This is a genomic window from Fulvivirga sediminis (genome assembly GCF_016757215.1).
GTDB lineage: Bacteria > Bacteroidota > Bacteroidia > Cytophagales > Cyclobacteriaceae > Fulvivirga > Fulvivirga sediminis.
Window position 1 is genome coordinate 158634 of sequence record NZ_JAESIY010000012.1, and the last position, 19761, is coordinate 178394.

At 37.7% G+C, this 19761-nt stretch carries 18 protein-coding genes; 1 reads left to right on the forward strand and 17 read right to left on the reverse strand.

Annotated elements, in window-relative coordinates:
* Window positions 1-41 precede the first annotated feature (41 nt).
* The 14 genes from JL102_RS19800 to JL102_RS19865 form a co-directional block, all read right to left on the reverse strand.
* Window positions 42-920, reverse strand: coding sequence for a hypothetical protein (locus JL102_RS19800; RefSeq protein ID WP_202246198.1), 879 nt, complete (start codon window positions 918-920; stop codon window positions 42-44).
* Window positions 921-924: 4 nt separating this feature from the next.
* Window positions 925-1497, reverse strand: coding sequence for a hypothetical protein (locus JL102_RS19805; RefSeq protein ID WP_202246199.1), 573 nt, complete (start codon window positions 1495-1497; stop codon window positions 925-927).
* Window positions 1484-2017: a hypothetical protein gene (locus tag JL102_RS19810; protein WP_202246200.1), complete on the reverse strand. Its 534-nt coding sequence runs from the start codon at window positions 2015-2017 to the stop codon at window positions 1484-1486. The genes JL102_RS19805 and JL102_RS19810 overlap by 14 nt, the downstream gene beginning before the upstream one ends.
* A 24-nt stretch (window positions 2018-2041) precedes the next feature.
* A complete protein-coding gene (locus JL102_RS19815; protein WP_202246201.1) occupies window positions 2042-2605 on the reverse strand; it encodes a hypothetical protein in 564 nt (187 codons plus the stop codon).
* Window positions 2606-2652: 47 nt separating this feature from the next.
* Window positions 2653-3276: a hypothetical protein gene (locus JL102_RS19820; protein ID WP_202246202.1), complete on the reverse strand. Its 624-nt coding sequence runs from the start codon at window positions 3274-3276 to the stop codon at window positions 2653-2655.
* A gap of 33 nt (window positions 3277-3309) precedes the next feature.
* The gene (locus JL102_RS19825; RefSeq protein ID WP_202246203.1) at window positions 3310-3819 is read right to left on the reverse strand and encodes a hypothetical protein; all 510 of its coding nucleotides are present in this window, start codon (window positions 3817-3819) and stop codon (window positions 3310-3312) included.
* A 51-nt stretch (window positions 3820-3870) separates the two neighbouring features.
* Window positions 3871-4167, reverse strand: a complete 297-nt coding sequence (locus JL102_RS19830) for a hypothetical protein (protein WP_202246204.1) — start codon at window positions 4165-4167, stop codon at window positions 3871-3873.
* A gap of 62 nt (window positions 4168-4229) precedes the next feature.
* Window positions 4230-5063, reverse strand: a complete 834-nt coding sequence (locus tag JL102_RS19835; RefSeq protein ID WP_202246205.1) for a DUF4138 domain-containing protein — start codon at window positions 5061-5063, stop codon at window positions 4230-4232.
* A gap of 2 nt (window positions 5064-5065) precedes the next feature.
* Window positions 5066-7414, reverse strand: coding sequence for a TraG family conjugative transposon ATPase (locus JL102_RS19840; protein ID WP_202246206.1), 2349 nt, complete (start codon window positions 7412-7414; stop codon window positions 5066-5068).
* Window positions 7404-8411: a conjugative transposon protein TraM gene (gene traM / locus JL102_RS19845; protein WP_202246207.1), complete on the reverse strand. Its 1008-nt coding sequence runs from the start codon at window positions 8409-8411 to the stop codon at window positions 7404-7406. Before traM ends, JL102_RS19840 begins: the two co-directional genes overlap by 11 nt.
* Window positions 8412-9024: 613 nt before the next feature.
* Window positions 9025-9519: a M23 family metallopeptidase gene (locus tag JL102_RS19850; protein WP_202246208.1), complete on the reverse strand. Its 495-nt coding sequence runs from the start codon at window positions 9517-9519 to the stop codon at window positions 9025-9027.
* Between the two features lie 141 nt (window positions 9520-9660).
* Window positions 9661-11667 carry a TraM recognition domain-containing protein gene (locus tag JL102_RS19855; protein ID WP_202246209.1) on the reverse strand — a complete coding sequence of 669 codons (2007 nt, stop codon included), beginning with the start codon at window positions 11665-11667 and terminating at the stop codon, window positions 9661-9663.
* A gap of 718 nt (window positions 11668-12385) precedes the next feature.
* Window positions 12386-12910, reverse strand: a complete 525-nt coding sequence (locus JL102_RS19860) for a hypothetical protein (RefSeq protein ID WP_202246210.1) — start codon at window positions 12908-12910, stop codon at window positions 12386-12388.
* Window positions 12911-13353: 443 nt separating this feature from the next.
* A complete protein-coding gene (locus JL102_RS19865; protein ID WP_202246211.1) occupies window positions 13354-13608 on the reverse strand; it encodes a hypothetical protein in 255 nt (84 codons plus the stop codon).
* A 4-nt stretch (window positions 13609-13612) separates the two neighbouring features.
* On the opposite strand from JL102_RS19865, the gene JL102_RS19870 reads away from it, so the two are divergent.
* Window positions 13613-13792 carry a hypothetical protein gene (locus tag JL102_RS19870; protein WP_202246212.1) on the forward strand — a complete coding sequence of 60 codons (180 nt, stop codon included), beginning with the start codon at window positions 13613-13615 and terminating at the stop codon, window positions 13790-13792.
* 340 nt (window positions 13793-14132) lie between these two features.
* On the opposite strand, the gene JL102_RS19875 is transcribed toward JL102_RS19870, so the two are convergent.
* From JL102_RS19875 to JL102_RS19885, 3 genes are all read right to left on the reverse strand, one after another.
* Entirely contained in the window at window positions 14133-16865 is a 2733-nt protein-coding gene (locus JL102_RS19875) for a leucine-rich repeat domain-containing protein (protein WP_202246213.1), read from the reverse strand.
* Window positions 16866-17294: 429 nt separating this feature from the next.
* Entirely contained in the window at window positions 17295-17585 is a 291-nt protein-coding gene (locus JL102_RS19880; protein ID WP_202246214.1) for a hypothetical protein, read from the reverse strand.
* Window positions 17586-17978: 393 nt separating this feature from the next.
* A complete protein-coding gene (locus JL102_RS19885; RefSeq protein ID WP_202246215.1) occupies window positions 17979-19022 on the reverse strand; it encodes a M91 family zinc metallopeptidase in 1044 nt (347 codons plus the stop codon).
* Window positions 19023-19761 lie beyond the last annotated feature (739 nt).

Consider the following 19761-nt stretch of genomic DNA (forward strand, 5'->3'; position numbering starts at 1 on the left):
CCTTGGCATTTTCAAAAATTTCATGAATCATTCGACTATACTTATTTCTTTCCCCTCATAGATTTACCCATCAATTTATTATTTATAAGTTGGTTTGGTAGTCCTTTCACCTGACCCAGTATGGTATTTCCTGCCTGCGAACCAAGATCCGAACCTTGACCTACCAGAATATTTGCATATCTAGGCACTTTGAACACAATAAATATCATTACCACCTGAAGTGCCATAGAAAATATTATGTCGCTATTAGAAAATTCTGTGGTCTCTAAAGGAAGTAATATAATAATGGTTTGTACTATGCTCAGCATGGGCAGCCACAGCAGCACTGAAATAAATCCTTGAAACCAACTGCCTAATACTTTTTCATTTCCCACTATTAACGAAAAGGCAAGTGCAAAAGGGCCAATCATCAGATAAATACACTTCACTATGAGCTGCCTGAAGAGGATATACCCTCCGGCTATAGAGGCAATAAAAAACACAATTAGATGTATGAATTCCAAAAAAGGATGCACTTGAATAATATCATAGATTCCTCCTCCATCTACCCCCCCAGCATCCTGAGTATAAGTGATTTTATCGCGAAATTCTGTCTGCATACTACCAGGAGCACCTCCTCCCACCTTACTGGCTCCATCTACCACTATTTCGTTAATCATGCTTATGGGTTCCTGGATCAGTAAATCAACCAATTCTGTATACAGCACTATTGCAGCCAGCGTTAAACATGGACGAACCAGTGTGGCCACATCTAGCTTTTCATTTTCTCCCAGCCAGGATTTAATGACATGGTACCCCACAAAAATCACCATTATAACTCCTGCTAGCATTTTCACCGATGGTAAGATAGCTTCCACGAACATCAGAATTTTCGGTTCTAACGTAGATTCAAAGTTGGTTAATGCCGCATAAAAATCCATATTTCTATTTTTTAAAAGTTTTATTAACTGTTATTAAGTTATTCACCTCATATTCTATTGAAAGAATATTTCTTCTGATCTTCAATGTCCTGATCAGCACCTTTAAAAAGGTAGTGTAATTATACCCTGGGCCGCCAGATAGCAGCATCGCTGGAATTAAAAATTTATATTCGGACCTTACCTCCTTAAGATATCTTTCTTCCATCTTAAGCTGTGACTCCAGCTTTTGCAGCCTCAAACGGGTAATGGTGGCAGCTTTCAGCTTCTTTATTTTCCGTTCTGTTTCATCGATTTGTTTTTCTGAAACTTCTATCACGTTTATCGTAGCCAGCATCATAGGTGTAGATTTAAAGTTTGCTTTAACCGTTCTTCTATCATTAAAATCCTTTTCCTGTTCATGCAAGAGCTTCAGCAAGCTGTTCTGTTTACCTATAATTACCAGCTCATCTGTCAACTGCCCGTTTGAAACTCCTTTTTGTATTGCTCCGTCGATATCAGTCACTGACCAGGTTTGAGCCTGTGAAGAGGCAATAAAAAAAGCCAATAGAAGGGTGAGAGTAACTTTAATAATCTTCATGTTCTATTGATAATTGAATAACTTTTTCCAATGAAGATAATAAGAGTAGTATCCTGTCTCCCTCGCTTATAAAATTATTGGGCTGCAGGTAACTATTAGCATTTTTAGCTTCCCTTGCTAATATCACCTGCATGAAAAGAAGAATTTTAGACCTTTTCATAAACTCGTGATCATCGATAAGTTTCACCGTTTTGTATCGGGTAGCTATCAGGTCATAGCTATCGGTATTGATGAATTTATTGATGCTTATCTTTTCTGCTATATACATGGGATTATAGGTAGTAAGATGCAGCTGCTCTTTGGCCAAAACTTTTTCTACCCCAGCCAAAGCAACCGAATTAGCAGCAACTGTTGCTGTCATTTTCATATTGACCTTATTTATTTTTCGGTAAAAAGGCTGCGCTAATATATCTGTCATCGAGCCTGTTACAGGAACCTGAGCGCTTGTACTTAAGAGCCCTGCAAGCAATATGCAACCGGATAGTGTGATTAGCTTTAAGAGTATTAGGCTAGCTTTCATTTCTTTAATTTTTTAATGTTTGAATCAATTATAACTTTTGAGTTCCTTGATAATGTGTTTCTTGTCAGCACTATCACTGATATTATTTTCCACTATATCCAACCTCCTGTTTATTTCTGTTAGGGTCCGCATAGTATTTTGAAGTAGGTTTAGCTTCTCACCATAGATGACCAGTTTGTGTTGCTTGAGCATTTCCTGTTTAAGGATGTAAAGGCTCTCTTCTAAGCCTTTAAGCAACTTATTATTAGGTATTCTTTTAGAGTAAAATTTTTTTTCATCAAGTTCCGCATTACTCTTTATCAGTTCCTTAAGCCTTTCCTCACTTTTATTTATGCTTCCGTTTATTTTAGTAATTACTATGGCTCCGGCATAATAGAGGGCTCTTTTATTATAGGTTTTGGCGTAAGATCTCACCGAACTTTTCAGCGAATTTTCCGCTACACTAATTGAGCCGTATAGAGCGGCTGCCGCTATTCGCTGAGGCATTAACCCCATGTCAGTCACAGGCAGGTATATCAAATTCGCCGGTTGTGCTAGGGCAGGCATGGTTAAAAGTATAAAGCCGACAATTACCATTAATTTCTTCATTTCTTTGGGGTTATTAGGTTGTAGTATTTACTTATGCTTTTATCATCTTAGTTCAAATCGTTTAAAAGAACATATAGAAGAAAAAGGTCTATCATTTTCAATAATTTACCTTCATCCATGGTAGAATAAGCCGCTGCTGGTAACAGCAACATTTTTAAGGTTTCCTTATCGTTATTTAAATACTCTTTGATCAATTGCTCTCGTAACCGGTATATTTCCTGTCTGCTCTCGGCGGTAATATTTTTATAATCCAACTTTTGCAAGAAAGGAAGCACTGCTTTGTCCAGGCTCAGGTTTTTCATATAGGTTCTTTTATTTTCTGTCATATATTTTCCTTTAGAAAACTCTGAAGCCATCATTTGCTCTGACATGCTTAGTGCTAATGTGCCTGCTGACTTGGCAATAAAGCTGCTGGAATGATCATAAGAAGTCTTATTATACTTAGATTTAATCAGTAATTTTTCCTGTATAATAAGGGCCTTTAGTAATGTATTTATACCTGTGTTCGCCCCATTTCTGGCACCTAGTGTCCCATTTAATATCCCCAGTTTTGTGGCAGTTTTAACATCAATGGGTTCTACTATATTATGTCCTATTAATGATAGCTGTCCGTAACTGTGGCTAGTTATCATTATGAGTAGGCCAAGTATTATTAATTTTCCTGATTTCATATGTATAGTATTAAAAAGAGGGCGGCATGCATTTTACCCTTCATACTGGAAGTCCCTCTTTTTCTTTTCCTTTTCAGATTCTCTTTTTATTTTATCCAGCTCAGTGATGATGATTCCGGATATGTTGGCATACTTTTGCCATATCAGGTCTTTGACCCCCTTTCTCATTTCATAGAGTGGATTTATACTAAGTAATTCGAAAACCACGTCGTGAGCCTTTTCCAAGTATTTTACTTTCTCCTCACACAGTTTTTGCTTATGCCCTACAAATGGTTCACACATATCAGCGTAGTTCACGAAGTATACATATTGCACAGGTTTACCCAGCTCGGCGGTGCCAGCAGTTTCTACAGCAGTACCTATGCCTGTTTTGACATACTCCAAACTAGTTTTATTTTTAGCTTTTCCCAGCGCACCAGCCGCAGTAGATTCTCCTATTAAAACAGGAATACTCATAAGATCCAAATAGGCGGGGGGCAAAGGAACCTGTGCCATAGTTTTTGAAGCTGCAAGGATTAATATGAATATCAAATACTTTTTCATTTTCATGTTGGTTTAGTTTTAGATTATCTTAAATTTTCTTATTACAAGCTGTTATTTAGGAGCTGAATATGGAGTGTCAGTAACCGATTCTTTGAGCGCAGAGAGGCGGCAAGAATCAACTTTATGCTTGTAAAGACTTTCGTTTATAATTTTCCGCCACAGCACTTTTACTTTTTCCTCATCCCAAATGGTAGACGCTTCATATACCTCTACCTCACACTCCTGCTCCAGCGTAGTATCTGGCGCAGTGGTCAGTTCATTGATACTATGACTCGGATAAGATACATCTGCAAAGCCTATACAAAAGACTATCAGTATAAATGACAATGTGTTTATCAGTACTTTCATAATTATCTGTTTTATAGTGGCCTATAGGTTATTTAGCACTTGTACATAGCTAAGATTCCTTATTAAAGAGTCTCCGGTTGTAGAAGCTTCTTCCTTGGTATGGTAATGGTTGTAGACCTACCTCCGTTCTTTTCCAGAATGTCTATCTGTAGTTTCTCATCATTATTGGGGGTGAACTTGTCAAACACAAAAGAGAATACTTCTATACCGCCTGAACCCTTCACACGTTCAGCTTCGTTGCATACCAGTACGGGCCTTAGTACCCTTTCCTGGTAGACAATATCCTGTGCAAATCTTTTATTCTTGATGAAGCGGAAGAGAAAATGATCGATGTCCAAATCAATAGTGGAGAAGTTTTTAATCTCTACACGTATAGAGATATAATCGCCTTTATAGAAGATGCCCGAAACTTTAGCCAGTAGTAAATCGGTATTCCCTTTTATATTGTAATTACTCACGGCTTTTCTACTAAAATGACATACCTCATATTTACCCATATCTCTGTGATCCTCCTTTACTGAAACATTATAGGATTTCTTTTGAGGATCTAGCTGATAGGTGGTGTTGGTGATATCTCGTTTAAAATATAGAGGAATAGAATGATAATCACCACTTTGGGTAATGATGGTAATATTTGTTTTTGTCTCCTCTTCATTTTCAGTAAAATCGCCACCTATATGCTTAATCTTCACCATATTCTCTACAGTATCAGTCACGAAATACCGAGAGCCTATATCCAGGTATTTTATTTTATCATCAAAAATCAGATGAGTAGTCTTAATGTCTGAGATGGCTATGGGTTTGCTACTTTCTATCTCATCAAAAATTTTCTGCTGAGAAAAGGCATTAAAATGTACGATTAGTAGCGATATGATTGTAAAAGATGCAAATTTCATTTCTATCTTTTTTTATTATGGGTGATGAATTCATTAAGCGCTAGCTTCATATTCTTGTGCTTAGCATACCTATCGAATATGAACTGGTTTTCATTAGCATTAGAAGAGTAGCAAGCGTATCTTTCTTCAGAAACACTCACTTTGTACACATTAGAAACATTTCCTACTTTAACGAAAACCTCCCTCTTATCCGTAGAGAATAACTTTTCCAAATCTGCTTCATTAAATGAAAGGTGGGTAGCCAGCTTATCTTTAGATGCCATTTTCTTTTTATGAGACAGCAAGAGCATAGTATCTGTATTATTAATCATAGCTGGGCCGGCGGCAGTATCAATAATATCCTCAATATCCTGCGTGGCAATAGCCACTTCTCCATAATGCTTCCTCACTGTTTTATACATATAGCGTATAAACTCTGCCATCTCCCCTTTTGAAATTGGCTTCCAACACTCATCAATAAATATGGATTTTTTGATTCCTTTAAGCTGTCTTATTTTGCCCATCACTACATCTATAGAGAGCATAGTGATGAGAGGAAACAGCACAGGATGATCTTTGATATTATCCATTTCAAATACGATAAACCGCTCTTGTAGCAAGTCCACAGGCTGCTCAGAGTTGAGGATATGCCTGTACTTACCGTCATAAAAATCACGCACAGAGAGGTCAAAACTCAACTTATCAAAGTACTTTTCTTCATTATACTCTACCCTGTTTTCCATCACAAACTCATAAAAAGTAGAAAGTTTGGGGAAGATGTTTTTATGCAGCTTGAGATTAGCATAATAAGCATCCAGGTAGAGGGTAATAATCTGTTTCTCTTCTTTGGTAAATGGGCTTTCGCCTTTCCATAAGAAAAGCACAAGTGATACGAGGAATTCCTTTTTATCTATATCTATTTCTCCATGAACATAGAAGGGGTTAAACTCCATAGGATCATCCACATCATAGGTATAATATTGCCCCCCTACTAGGTTGCACAGTTTTTTATAGGAGTTTCCAATATCAATCATCACTATGTGATGGCCTTGCTCATAGTACTGAGAAGCTATATGATTGATAAGAAACGACTTACCCGTACCCGAAGGGCCGAATATCAGGCGGTTCCTATTCACAATATGTCCTCTCTGCACAGGTTCGTCCCAAAGGTCTAGCCTTATTGGTGCTTCATTTTTCCGATCACACAGTAGTACGCCATCCTTAAAACTCTCATAGTAGCTTTCAAAATTCATAAGACTTGGGATCTGCTCAGAAAAACCTATAAACTTGTACTCTTCAGGAATGCTGACTGCCGCCCCCGGGCTACTGTTGAGGTAAATATCTTGAATAGAATACTTGATGTGGTAGGGAGATATGTCCATTTCACGAAAAGTATTCTCAAGGATGTTTTTACTTTTCTCAAGTTGCTCCTTATTATCTTCCCAAATAATAATATTAAGGTGCTGCTTAATAAACTTGAGTTCTTTAGCAATGGCCTCTTCTACCAGATCTTCCATATTACTGTAGTAAAGCTCATTTTCTTTAGATAGCATGGATAAACTTTTGAAGTTGTTCATCTTGGTCTTGATAGACTTAAATATATCTTCAGATTTTTCCACGTAAATGATCTGATTGTAAATGTGGTTACACTCCAGCCCCAGACATAGAGATTGAATGTAGGGCACAAAGAAATCTGTACGCTGGGTGGAATATTCTTTATTTCTGATAGCGCTATCCACTGTTACCGGAAGGTCATTATTAGAAGTAAGGGCATACACCTCTCCTACATTATTGGCCACCTGAAGCTGACGATCAAGAAATATATCTTTAAGCTTATTCCCACCATTAAGCGATAGTGAAAAATACTTTCCTACCAGATCAATAATCTCATCAGTATCCAGACGTGACGCACTGAAATACTCTTCTTTAGATAAAAAAGAAACACTAGTATCAACATCAGATATGAAGCTGGTAAGCCCTTGAAGGTACTTTTCATATTTTGACTTGCTATTGGCAATACTCACCTTGTTTTTAGCGTCTTTGGTAAATATCAGATAGCATTGGTGTGTGAGTATCGGTTTTTCAAAGTAGAAAGTGTTGTCACTACGAGAGAGTATGTTGGTGCCATCAGCAATAGGATCTTTAAGACTGGTGACGAAAAAGTAATCTTGCTTTTGCAATACTGTACCTGCTGGTAATGATCGTATCATCTTATCTACAATAGAATTAATCTGATCCATGGCCTCCTTGTCTAATGAGTATATCTGAGGCATTTTTAGTTCGTACACTAAACTTACATCTCCAAACTTAGAGACCAACAGATCCTGCTCTACGGAATAAATCGGGAATATTTTCTCTATATTAGTTGTCATTATCGTCCTGGTTTATGGTTAGCCATATGTGATATTTTCTGGGCACAAATACTTTTCTGTTATCAAAAACCTCTCTGGCTACTTCTTTAGCTGCAGAGAGTACAGCCACCCGATCCAAAGGCTCTCTTCTGTCACCATTTCCTAAGATGGGCTGCTGTTGCTGATAAGTCTGGATGGCTGCACGGTAAACATCTTTAGAAACATTAGAAGGGATTGAGAAAAGTGTTCTGTGATTTAAGTGAATACCTTGCAGTCCGTCATAATCATAAACATCCAGATTAAGGGAGTACAATTTATTATCACGCTTATATTTATTGACATTGATATTCAAACGATTACCTTCAAACATTACCACTCCGTACATGACTGCACCCTTTGGGATTCTAACATTATGTTTAGGTAGTACAATAGATTCCTTAGTTCTGAAAGCAATAGTAGAACCCTGCTTAAAAACACCCTGATCAATAGTTTCTGCAGGTATTAAGTTTTCTGCAGGCGAACCTTCCGTGGCCGATGCGGCCCCGAAGAAAAAATCGCCATCTTTAGGTATCTTTTTCACTTCCGGCTCAGGAGGAGACTGCTGCATCTGCATCTGGCCCATGTCATATTGAGCATTGGCTGCATTCAGGTTGCTCTGTAACTCCATGAGCATACGCAAATCATCTTCAGCGCTTGAATTTTCTTCAAATTGAGAAGAAGGAAGCTCTTCTGTATCTTTAGTCATTTTCTCTTTCAATTTTTGTAAAAAAGAAAGGTTATCTCCTAAAGAGTCGTAACGGTCACGATCGTATTGATTAGATTCATCATAAAGCTCCTTTTTGGAGGAACTGTCCAGCTTACTTAAGTTCAAGTCAGGAGCATCAAACTCCAACCCCTCGGCTATTCCATTTCCTGAAGAGGCATAACTGGGAGATATTATCGATTTTAAGGCAAATACTAATGTGCCTGCCAGCACAAGCCCCACTACCGCGACAATTATTTTCTTATTATTATCCATTGCTCATTAATTATTCATAGGTACTGATTGATCTTCCACTTTTTCAAATTCCCAGCCCGAATCAGATGGGAGAAAAAGACATTTTTTATTCAGCCTTACTTTTCTTTTTCTAAGTATCATCATTTCCACAGTTTAGATTGTTTTGCTTGCTTTGCTGATCTATACTCTTCTATAAAGAATCGATCGTTGATAACCTGTTTAGATCTTAAAGCCTTACATCTTAAAAACAGACCTGTTGATTTGTACCCTATGCTTTTCTCAAATTTTTTCATTCAAAAATTATCGACTAAGTAATTTTATAATTGGCATTGGCAATAACCAGAAGCAAGATGGATGGATATGCTTTATGGAAAGCCCAATGACGTACCAGACACCATAAAAAATTGTCATGCAATGCCAAAGAGTAGCATTTCCTTCTAAATAACCGTTCAACAGCGGCTGAGCTTAGATGTGATACAGGGAAAAATAAATTGAAGAAGATACCTAAAGAAGAAAGGTACCATCACACAGAGTATTAAAGAAGACTAAAAACACATAATAACCTGGCATACAATGTATTAAACCTAAATATTCATTAAACCTTCTGTGGCTAAAGATTGAAATAGAAGAAGCTTTATTTCCACCTGTCCATTATAAGGGTCCAATATTTAAAGGGGTCTATCTTCTTATCTTTAAGCAAAATCTCGAAATGCAGATGTGGTCCAGTAGACCTCCCTGTAGACCCAACATAGCCTATGATTGTTCCCTGCTTCACCTCTTGGTCCTTTTTCACTTTAAAGGCTGTCATGTGTGCATATAGGGTTTTATAGCCTTCATTATGATCAATGACTACTACATTACCATAGGTAGGTGAAAACGAAGCGCGTATAACCTTACCATTGGCAGAAGCATATATAGGGGTTCCTTTCTTAGCGACCATATCCAGTCCGGGATGAAATTTATCTACTTTAAGTATGGGGTGTTTCCTCACCCCAAACCCAGATGAAATCCTGATAAAGCTTTTTTGCGGTAATGGAAAGTAAACGGGGCGCTTGTCCATTTCCATAGACTTATAACGATTGATCAGTTGTTCTTTCTGTCCTGACTGAGAGCATGCTGTGTTAGCCATACTCAACATAAGCAGAATGACACATATTAATTTATATCTGAATTCCATTTTTACGTTATAATATAGGGATGAAGAGTTCTTATTAGCCCTGTGAACTCCAACATTTAGAACACTAAAGGCATTGTAATCTTTGAAACTGACTTATTCTGTGGTTTCTTCCTGCTGCTCCTGTTCCACTGCTTCTTTATTATCAGTATCACCAGTGGTGGCAGCCTCTGTAGATTGTTTTTGATTATTTTCAGCCTCTTCTATTTCATACAATTCATTTTCCAGTATGATGTCAATTTCATCTACTATCCGCTGAAAATTACCGTCCATCAGTTCTTCCAGATTATCTTCTTCAATTACCTTAGGAATATGAGTTTTCACCTGGTCGGTTCTTTTATCTACTTTGATATGGCCTCTGAATATTTTCTGCTTTATTTCTTCTCCAAAATTGTCCGCCACTATACCCACAAATTCCCCTTGAGATAGCTGAGAAAGTGTAGACACAGGTATAGCAAAATCCATACTTTCGTTGATGCTATAAGAGGTCGTGCTGGTATCTACAGTCATATTTTTAAGTCGCTGCTTCTTTTTACCAAAGATCTCCTGGAGTTTAGTGGCCGTACCGCTCCTCACCGATCCGCTGAAGATATTACCAACAATATTGAATATAGTTTCGGCCACTTTATCACCATAATCCCTCTTGAGCTGCTCCAGATCTTGTGCTCCAATAGTGGTAGACACTTTATTAGACCTGGCGGTAGCTATCAGATTATCCAGCCCCATAAAGTACATGGTAGGTAACTCATCTATAATAATAGAAGATGGTAATTTATTTTGTGTATTCACCACTTTGAGTAACTGTGTGGAGATAAGCCCCAGCGCCGGTGAGTTGGTGGTCTGCGTGGCAGGGGAATTAGCCAATATCATAATTTGAGGCGCCTCAGGATTATTAATATCCAGGGAAGCATTCATTTCAGGGTACACATTGTTACCCATTACCCAAAAGAGTTCCCTCGTAGCCAACTGCGATAGCGGTATCCTGGCCGTAGCAGTTTGTCCTGATAGCTGCTCATAGGCTTGCTTTTCCAGCGCATCAGCAAAAGGAGTCATGAAAAATCTGAGCTTAGGATATCTTTGAAAAACTTTAAATACTTTTTCATCTGGGCAAGAGGCCAAGGCTATGGCATGAGGTAGCGTACAGAACTTACCGTTCTCATATAATTTCAAAAAGTATATACAGCAGGCAAAGTATGATATGGCAGACTGTGCAAAGAAGTCCTTCTTAGTAATCCACTCTTTATTAAGGTTATAGAGTACGGTTTGAGACGCCTCGATGGCATCTGCTGTTTTCTTTATGAACTCGGGGCTAATGGGATTAATGAAGTTAGAGTATTCGATATCATCCAGTGAGATAACTGTAAACTTAGGCTCTACTTTGTAGGTATTTTTATAATACTCGTAAAATCCATAAGTCTCCTTGGCGAGAGATGGAAACTTAAAATCATACACCATCATGGAGAAGTTCTTCATGATATGCTGCCGTATATATTCCTCTATTACCGAATATGATTTTCCAGATCCCGGGGTACCTAATACCATTGTGGCCCTGAAAGGGTTCACCACATTTATCAGGCCATTTTCTGTTTTTAAGTTTACCGAATATGGATTTTCCTTATACTCTTTCTCTTGCTGAAATATGAGATTCTTATTATTAAACTCATCTTTATTAGAGAAAAAATTAAAATGCTTTCTGATATTTAAAAAACTCCAGATAAAAACTACCCAGGAAGCCAGCGTAACTATTAAGTTTACCGCCACATGAACTTTAAAGCCCCCACAGAGCACAAACAAAACAAATGATACTATTAAGAATATAGCATATTTATTTAGATCCGGATCCTCTTCCGGTTTCTTTTTTAAGCTTATGCCAAAGGCTCCTAAAACAAATACCCCCAAAATGATTATGCGCAACAGCAAGGCGTTGGAGAAAAGGGGAAACGTTCTAAATATTTTTTTTATGGCTGCGTTCAAACTTGTATTAGTGAGGCCCAAGTGATAAAAATCACTATAAAACCTGGTATAAATATCTAATGACAGTAGCATTAAACACATGACCATAGCGAAAACAATGACTACGTCGATGGAAAATTTATCTTTCATAAATACGTATCTTTTTTAATTCTTATTTGATTTATTGAATTACTATGTGCTTCTGTATATAAAACAATGAGCCCTTCATACACCCTACTACTTTTTGAGGATTTCAATAAAAAAATCAAGTTTTACTTCCGCAGGTTACGTATTTAGCGAGGCTGAGGAAATTCGAATGAATTAAAAAAGGTGAGAGTATATAAACCCTATGAAAATTTGTAAACCGATATCCAGTGAGCAGGCATGGCCTACTTAGTTAATGTATAAAACTGAATGAACTGCCAATCAATATCGACCACTAATTAGTTAACGTGTTCCTATTGCCCATTATAATTATGGCCACCTTCCTGTACTGGGAGCCAGCCTCTGATTATCATAGCAGTGTGGCCACAGATAATTTAAATGTATACTCTCCTTCAGTAGAATAATGACTATTTTTGTATTCATTATTAATGCACCTTATAGAGAAAAGCCCATCATTATTGAGGTAAAGCCTAAAAGCATGGATAGAACGGACTTCAAAGGATTTTTCCGGGTTTGAAAAGGAGTGATAAACCTTCTTCCTATATTGAAAAAAGAACAAATACCAAGACTGTGAAAAAAACTATGTGGTGAGGAGAAAGTAATTATTAATTTCAATTAGTGTATACTGATCAAAAGGGAGGAACTACCCTCCCTTTTACCATGAAGCCATGCTTAGTCCCTATAGCCGCCAAGCACTATACTTCTAGGGTTTGACTCTAAGCTTTTTACCTTTATCAGTAATTTGTACGTTAGGGGATACCTCTTGGGAATGCCCACTGCTGCTATTACTTTGTAGCGATTCATTGGATGATCTTTTAGCAATAGGCTTGGTCATATCAATCATATGAAAAGCCTTATCTTTAGTTGTATACTCCAGGGGAGTATCGGAGTTAAAAATATCCGTATTCGCATGTACTACTTTTTGAGCAGCAGATTTTTCCCCTGCCTCTCTGGCAACATTAGCGCTGGTCTGGCACCTCACCAGGTTCAATACATCCGGATTTTTAACATTCATTTCATGTTCCAGTGGTTTTCCCTGCTGGCCATGTTCAAAATGAGTATGCACTTGAGAACCATCGGCAGGCCGTGCATAAATACTCCTATTAGCACCCGCCGCCTTCATATCTTTTACTCCTGTAAAAAGTGGCTCTCCGGCTACTTCTTCAGGAGCAGAATAAGATAATCCTTCTTTTTTTGGTTGGTTACTTTCCTGAGTTTGATCTTGCATAGTTTAAAATTTAAAGGTTAATAAATCAGCTCCCGAAAGATTTAATCCCTTGGTTAGCATCCAAATGGAGTGTATTAAAGTCACCATTCTTATCAGATGCACTGATAACCATTAAAGGATACCCTCAGGGAGCCTTTACTCTAAAAACAATCTTAATGCCTGAGACCCTATACAAAATATAACTGATTTAAAAAATCAAGCAAACCTTAATAAACCAGCTGATAACTTAGACAGTCTTAGCTGTAAATAATTCGCATAAAAAGAAGGACTCACAGCTAACTCATAAGATGCCCGGGAATCCTTCTTTGTTACTAATTGATCTCCTGAAGTAATGGAGTATACAGACCGGGTTCAGTCATGGTTATTTTCATGGAATAAACCACACTCTTCCGAAATCCGTGTGTATGAAGAGGATCTTTAAATGCCCACAGCTCTGCCTCTTCTCATTTATCTACCTGTAGCATTATCACACCCGTGATATATCCTATTGGGTTTATCTTGTGCTCAGATGTCAATTCAAAATCTGTGGGGCCGGCCAGCAATAACTTACCCTGAGCCTTAAATTCATTTCCCCTGTCGCACTGCTCTAGCAGCACTCTTTTCCCTTCCTCAGAAGCTGGGTCTTTCCAGCCGTTCAACGTTTCGGCCATAACTAGGAAAACCTGTAACGGTTGGTCATTTAGCGCACTGTGTTTCATAGTCATGATTGCTTGGAGTATCTACTTAGCTGGTACTGAAAATTTCAAAGCAGAAGTGGCCAGAAATGCAACAAGAATGAATAACAGTAATATTGAGTTACTAAAAGCACAAACAGAAGCCCTCAAAAAAACAACAGCAGAAATAAAAGCAGCAAATGGCAAACAACCTGTGCCACCTGTATAAAGTAGCCCTCTCTCACCAAACTCCTCCTTCTACATTTAAAGCCAGTGGGAATATAGCAACTTCGTATAAATACCCCATAGGCGGGACTAGCGATGTTCCGCAGCAGCAACTCCCAAAAGTTCTAAAAGCAAAAGCAGTTCGAGCGTAGAAACAAGGGCGGATGATAAAACCGGTAAGAAGAAACATGTGCATGTGCGAAAGCAATAATAGGATCAATGGCGATTATTATCTTTAACAAATAATGATTAACAACAAGCGGGCTGCCCTCATTGAAGGCAGCCCGCTTGTTGTTAATCGATGCTGCAAGCTTTTTAAACTCATGCCTCTTCACCTAACTTCACTAATGCCTGCGGACATGGCTCCTGGAAGTGCCATCCTCCCGGTCTGAGCGCCGTACCCTTCGCTCCGAACGTTCCCCGTGCCTTTCGGAGTGATGAGTTCTGCTTTCCGTAGCACCCTCGTGCCTTTCTGAATGGTGCCTCCTTCTTTCGGAATGGCCACCATGCCTTTCAGAGCGATGCCTCCTTTCTTCCGGCTGTCCTTCCCTCATGTCTGACCTGCGCTCTACCCTGCTATCTCCCATACGCTGCAAATCAGGCACATCTCTACTTGCTGTTGAAGTGCTCGCCGTAGGTTGCTGGTCAGGGGTTTCCTTATACTTTTCAGCTAATGTTGCCACCTGCGATTGCTTTTGGGCCAGGTATTTGTTGAACTCATTCTCTACCTTACTATCCTCTACGCCCCTTAGTGCATTTCGAATACCATCTTTTAACCGGTTTGCATCTAAAAATTCCAATACATCAGGCTTGTCAAAGCAAGACAGCAGGTGATCATGCTCCATTAATGCTTCTTGCATAGCACCGGCAAAATTATTCACCCTACGCTCCCTTTCTGTAACTATACCCAAGCTATTAGCGTAGTAAGCCTCTTTAGATTCTATTAATTTCTCAGGGTCCAGGAAGTAACTACCGTCCCTTTTTAGTGCTTTACCATCAGCACCTGTTTTACAAAATACCTTTGCAAACTCATCAGCCAGGTCTCTGTTCACTAACTCAAAGCCATATTCCAGGTTTTCAGTTTTTGAAGGCAGACGTTCTCTTTCCCCCTTGATCAGGATCATGTTGCTTTCATTTTTCTCAGCGCCTTTAAGGAAAATACTATTTGCCAAAGCTTGAACCTGTTCTATTTTTTCGCTATCACTGGTCAAAAGCCCTCCTAGCTTCTGATTGATGGTAGCTTCCACCGCCTCCCTGGTGATCATTAAATCAAATTGTGGAAAAGCATCCGGGTTTCTCTGTTGCATACTTACTGCTTTTTGTATCAAAAAACTTTTGATAGGCGTGGAACAGTCTCCTTCCGTTACAGCTATTTGCTGAAGCAAATCTTTTAAAGCGTCTGAGGACCGATCAGGACTTAACAATTCATTAAGTACTTCCTTTGCGGGTGCAATAAAAAGATTTGGTCCTTTCGATAAGACCGGAACCCCTTCCAGGAAACTAAATATAACCTCCTTAGTGGATATATCACTGCCATGTGCATCTTTGAAGGTACCCAAATCCAGGCTTTGAATGCGATCATACAAGTGATCACTGTTTTCTTTAAAAATAGTAGCCAGTATCCCTCTATGATCCTTGTTTTCCTCTGTAGCCATAAGGTTGGACAATACAATAGGGTCTTGCTGAAAATGCGTTCTGAGCGCATTAATCTGTTCTGTAGGTATGGAATTACCTCCTAATGACAACACATTCAGGTTTTTTAAAAGCGTTAGCTGCAAGGGCAAATTAGTCAACCGGTTATCACTCAACATGAGTTCCTTGACTTTCGTTAGCAGACCTATTTGAGGAGGCAATACCTCAATTTTATTATTATAAAAAGAAAGTTGCTTCAGTTTTTTACAAAATCCGATGTGCTCAGGAATAGCAGTCAGGCTATTATTAGTCATATTAAGCATCTCGAGATTGGTGCATTTCCCTATTTGAGGAGGCAAATAAGTAAGCTCATTGAAACTGAAGTCGGCTTTCTTAAGGTTCGTCAGCCCCTTTATTTGTTCAGGCAACTCCGTGAGCTCATTATGGTTAACATAAAGTGATTTTAACTTAGACAAACGTCCTATCTCCTCGGGCAATGCCACAAGTGCATTCTCGGACAGATACAGTTCTTTCAGCTTGGTGAGCCTACCAATATCAGCGGATAAAGTTTCCAATGCGTTTCCGGAAGCCATAAGCGTCTCGAGGTTAGTAAGGCCCCTAATTATCCTGGAAGGTATGCGTTCAATTTCATTATCAGATATATCCAGTGTTTGGAGACGGGTCAAATTTTTCATTCCCTCGGGTAAAGCGCTGAGTTCATTTTTGCCTAAGTCCAGGTATTCGAGCTTGGTAAAACGCCCTATATCTTCAGAGATCTCCTTAAGGTTATTCTCCATTAAATACAAGTGTTCAAGGTTTACCAGTTTACGAAATGAAGACGGTAATTCATTAATACCGTTACTGTCTAAATCAAGTACTTTCAGTTTAGTTAAATTACCTATACTACTGGGGAAAGAAGAGATATGATTATCACCTAAGCCCAAATCTTTAAGATTAGACAGAAGGGTTATTTCATTAGGAATAGTAGTTATTAAATTATCCCTGGCCTTTAGTTTTTTAAGGTTTTCCAGTTTGGATATACCCGCCGGTATCTCCTTTAACTTATTACCACTTATATATAATTCTTCCAGCTTAGGCAATCTGACCATTTCCTTCGGCACATTCTCGAGGCTATTCTTAGAAACATCCAGGCTCTCCAGCCTTTTAAGATTTTTAATGCCTGAAGGTATGTAGGTAAGTCCATTATCACTGAGGTTTAACGATTTCAATTTCAAATCGCCTAACCCACCTATCTCATCCGGTAATGCAAAAATTTCATTTTTGCTCAAGTCCAGTTTCTCCAGTGATGATGCCTTTTTTATAGAAGGCATTAAATCTATCAACTCTCCCGGGTTTAATCCCAAACCACTTAAATTAAGTGATTTAGAATTTTTTGAGCGGCATAGTTTGATCCTTGACTTCGCTTCTTCAAAATTTGTTTTCATAATACATGTTTAGTTTTGTTAGTATCTAATTGAAAACAAGTTGCTCATACCAAGACCCTATACTTTTTGACTCTGAAAAGAAAATTAAGTGAAGCGTAATTTCAAAAAACTGACGTAAACTGGTCATGGAGAATTTTCACCCTTATATTTTTGCCTGGTCAAGATTAAAACCACCTTTTTAGAAATAATCATCGTACCCAGCAAAATGAGTGCTTTCAAAATGTTACTTAATTTCCATTCACTGTTTTTCTACATAAGAATACTGGGTTATTTGTGTTGCTTTAGTAGGCAGCGTAGTTTTTCACCGTGCATAGGGGTAGTTAACATATAATGACACTAAAGTAATAAGCACCATAGTAAGGAAAATGTCTTTTAGCAGGTTATCTAAATTTTAACCTCCATTATTCTTTAGAATAATCGAAAGTAGGACTAGTTGAGTATACATATGTACAGCCATAATGTAATTAAAGTATTCTTCTTCCAGATGTAACATGACGTCTTCGGTGTAAAACTACTATCAGCCCTTATGAAAACTACTTTTTGTCTTGCATAGGCTGGCTTAAAGGTTTCTTGCATGAACTCCATCCAGATACTCAGCCAAAAACTCTCTACGATTTGCTTGGGGTCATATCCTCCATTAGATCCAAGAGATGGAAGAGCCAGTTCGGCTAATTTTTTTCGTATCCCAACCTGAACGATAAATTGTTTTATTAAACTCATTCCTCCAAAGGGTGTCACTACCTTTGAGGAATATTCAATGGATAAAGACCGTAAATTTGATTAACCTTTTGGGGGATTTTTATACAATTCTCGAAGAATTTCTTAAACTTTTAGTTTACTAATGGATGATCCGGTTTAAATCCAATAAAATTCTTACTTACATCCATTCAATGCTTATAAACTGAGCAGGTATTAATAATATAAAAATAGGAGGTGAAGAATACCTGTATTTAGAGGTTAAATGAAAGAAATATGACAATTGTGCCGCTATCCGCTAAAAGATTAATTATGTATATTCTTTCTATAAAACAAAAAAACCACCTTCAAATTAACATGAGGTGGTTTTTATAATCTAGATAAGCCATTCAATATAAAATTAGCTTATGCTTAATGTTACAAACTTGGAGACCGACGTTTCGCAGGAGATGTGGCTCTAGAGTTATTCAGGTTTTCACACTCTTGAATTTTATTTTGATTATATAAGTTCGTAAACTTTCCTACAGATGGAGCTTTAATAAGTTCTTCGCATACATCCATCAAAGTCATATCAGGCCTCTTGCCTGTAATTTTCTCTAATAAAGTTGATGTAATAGTTTTCATGGACTGTCTTGCATCATCAATATTTTTAACACTTTCAAAAATCTCCTGTAACTCATTAATTTTGGGACCATAAGATTGCCTTATTTCCACTCCCAATTCTTTTCTAAGATCATTGTCTGTAGGAAGATTTTTTCCATCAACTTTCGGCCCCTTAATAAGCCCAATAACTTCATATTCTTCTTGGAACATGCATATCATTTTTGCGCAATCTTTAGCCAAATCACCTCCCATGCCGCCAAAAACATTACTTTTTGCATGTTTTGTCAAATCCGGATCTGCAACTGCCGTACCTGTTGCATTTCTTAATGCATGCATCATTTCATGAAAGTATGTTACCTTAGTAAAATCATCTACCAATTTAACATCACTTGCTGTTCCTTTACCATAACTTTCCTTATTGCGGTATGCCTTTTTTATCTCATCTATTGCTTCACTAAATCTCGGTGCAGTAGCATTTTTCATATCCCCTAACCCATCAGATCTTGTTATTGAAACTATACTTTTGTCCTGTAAAGATGTATTTTTCAAAGCACGTTGTTCTCCGAGGTCATTCAGAAGTTCTTGGGCTTCTTTAGCGATTGGGATCTTCAATAAATCTGCGACTACTTCGCGAAGATGAGCATAGTAGGCTCTAAACTCTCGTTTGTCTTGGTCACTATTTCTTCTACATCTAAAATAAGGAAGATCGGGATGAATTTCTACGCTATATTCACTACTACTTGAACTGGCTTGGCTATCTGTCGAACCTTTTCTCTCTAACCCGATTTTCGTCATAGACGAGAGATCACTAACATTTTGATTGTTTTCCATAATTTGATTTTTTAAAATTTCACTCAAAAGCATTTGCCTTTATCTCATTGAAAACAAACAATTACCTATAGACCCTATAATAATTTAATATTAATTCAGGTAATCTATCCCATCAATTACATACCAAGCTACTATGTAATTGAAAATCCAGAATTTAAATTGAGTCGGAATTTCTTTGATCGCAAGAGTCTTGTACTGCTACCTCTTAAACAAAATAACCTTTACACAAGTCTTGCTATTTAGATTTTAAACTTATCTAAATAAAACTTTTCGTCCGACCTACCAATTATTTTATAGCTTGAGAGAAAAATATTAGAGTTATAAGTATCAATAATGGGTGATAAGGCCACTGAAAACTCTTGCCTTTAAAGTTAACACTGTTAATATACACTCAGCGGGCAATTTTAAATCTTCAGATCGAACCAAATATCTATAATTTACCTCAATGTCTAAGCACTGAGCAGCGGCACTGGATAAGCAGTGCTTCTCTGATCTGAATCCATTAACAAATATTATTTTATAAACTGAAATGGATGTACTTAACACAAGTAATCATAACTCACTTTAAGGTTAATTCACCAAAACAAACATCTGAATATCAATTATTTAAAATAAAAAAGGATATAATTCCCCGGAAAAATTAAAATATTTCATAGGGTTTATTCCCCGCTATTTGTCTTCAATACGAAACCAGTTGAAACACACTGAATAAACTGAATGTAAATAGCAACCTAATGAAACATAAAATCCCTAAAGAATTAGAACG

What these genes read in the sequence shown, in the direction of transcription:
- JL102_RS19800 (WP_202246198.1), bottom strand. Translation starts at nt 920, where the DNA reads ATGGATTTTTATGCGGCATTAACCAACTTTGAATCTACGTTAGAACCG.
- JL102_RS19805 (WP_202246199.1), bottom strand. Translation starts at nt 1,497, where the DNA reads ATGAAGATTATTAAAGTTACTCTCACCCTTCTATTGGCTTTTTTTATT.
- JL102_RS19810 (WP_202246200.1), bottom strand. Translation starts at nt 2,017, where the DNA reads ATGAAAGCTAGCCTAATACTCTTAAAGCTAATCACACTATCCGGTTGC.
- JL102_RS19815 (WP_202246201.1), bottom strand. Translation starts at nt 2,605, where the DNA reads ATGAAGAAATTAATGGTAATTGTCGGCTTTATACTTTTAACCATGCCT.
- JL102_RS19820 (WP_202246202.1), bottom strand. Translation starts at nt 3,276, where the DNA reads ATGAAATCAGGAAAATTAATAATACTTGGCCTACTCATAATGATAACT.
- JL102_RS19825 (WP_202246203.1), bottom strand. Translation starts at nt 3,819, where the DNA reads ATGAAAAAGTATTTGATATTCATATTAATCCTTGCAGCTTCAAAAACT.
- JL102_RS19830 (WP_202246204.1), bottom strand. Translation starts at nt 4,167, where the DNA reads ATGAAAGTACTGATAAACACATTGTCATTTATACTGATAGTCTTTTGT.
- JL102_RS19835 (WP_202246205.1), bottom strand. Translation starts at nt 5,063, where the DNA reads ATGAAATTTGCATCTTTTACAATCATATCGCTACTAATCGTACATTTT.
- JL102_RS19840 (WP_202246206.1), bottom strand. Translation starts at nt 7,414, where the DNA reads ATGACAACTAATATAGAGAAAATATTCCCGATTTATTCCGTAGAGCAG.
- traM (WP_202246207.1), bottom strand. Translation starts at nt 8,411, where the DNA reads ATGGATAATAATAAGAAAATAATTGTCGCGGTAGTGGGGCTTGTGCTG.
- JL102_RS19850 (WP_202246208.1), bottom strand. Translation starts at nt 9,519, where the DNA reads ATGGCTAACACAGCATGCTCTCAGTCAGGACAGAAAGAACAACTGATC.
- JL102_RS19855 (WP_202246209.1), bottom strand. Translation starts at nt 11,667, where the DNA reads ATGAAAGATAAATTTTCCATCGACGTAGTCATTGTTTTCGCTATGGTC.
- JL102_RS19860 (WP_202246210.1), bottom strand. Translation starts at nt 12,910, where the DNA reads ATGCAAGATCAAACTCAGGAAAGTAACCAACCAAAAAAAGAAGGATTA.
- JL102_RS19865 (WP_202246211.1), bottom strand. Translation starts at nt 13,608, where the DNA reads ATGAAACACAGTGCGCTAAATGACCAACCGTTACAGGTTTTCCTAGTT.
- JL102_RS19870 (WP_202246212.1), top strand. Translation starts at nt 13,613, where the DNA reads ATGATTGCTTGGAGTATCTACTTAGCTGGTACTGAAAATTTCAAAGCA.
- JL102_RS19875 (WP_202246213.1), bottom strand. Translation starts at nt 16,865, where the DNA reads ATGAAAACAAATTTTGAAGAAGCGAAGTCAAGGATCAAACTATGCCGC.
- JL102_RS19880 (WP_202246214.1), bottom strand. Translation starts at nt 17,585, where the DNA reads ATGAGTTTAATAAAACAATTTATCGTTCAGGTTGGGATACGAAAAAAA.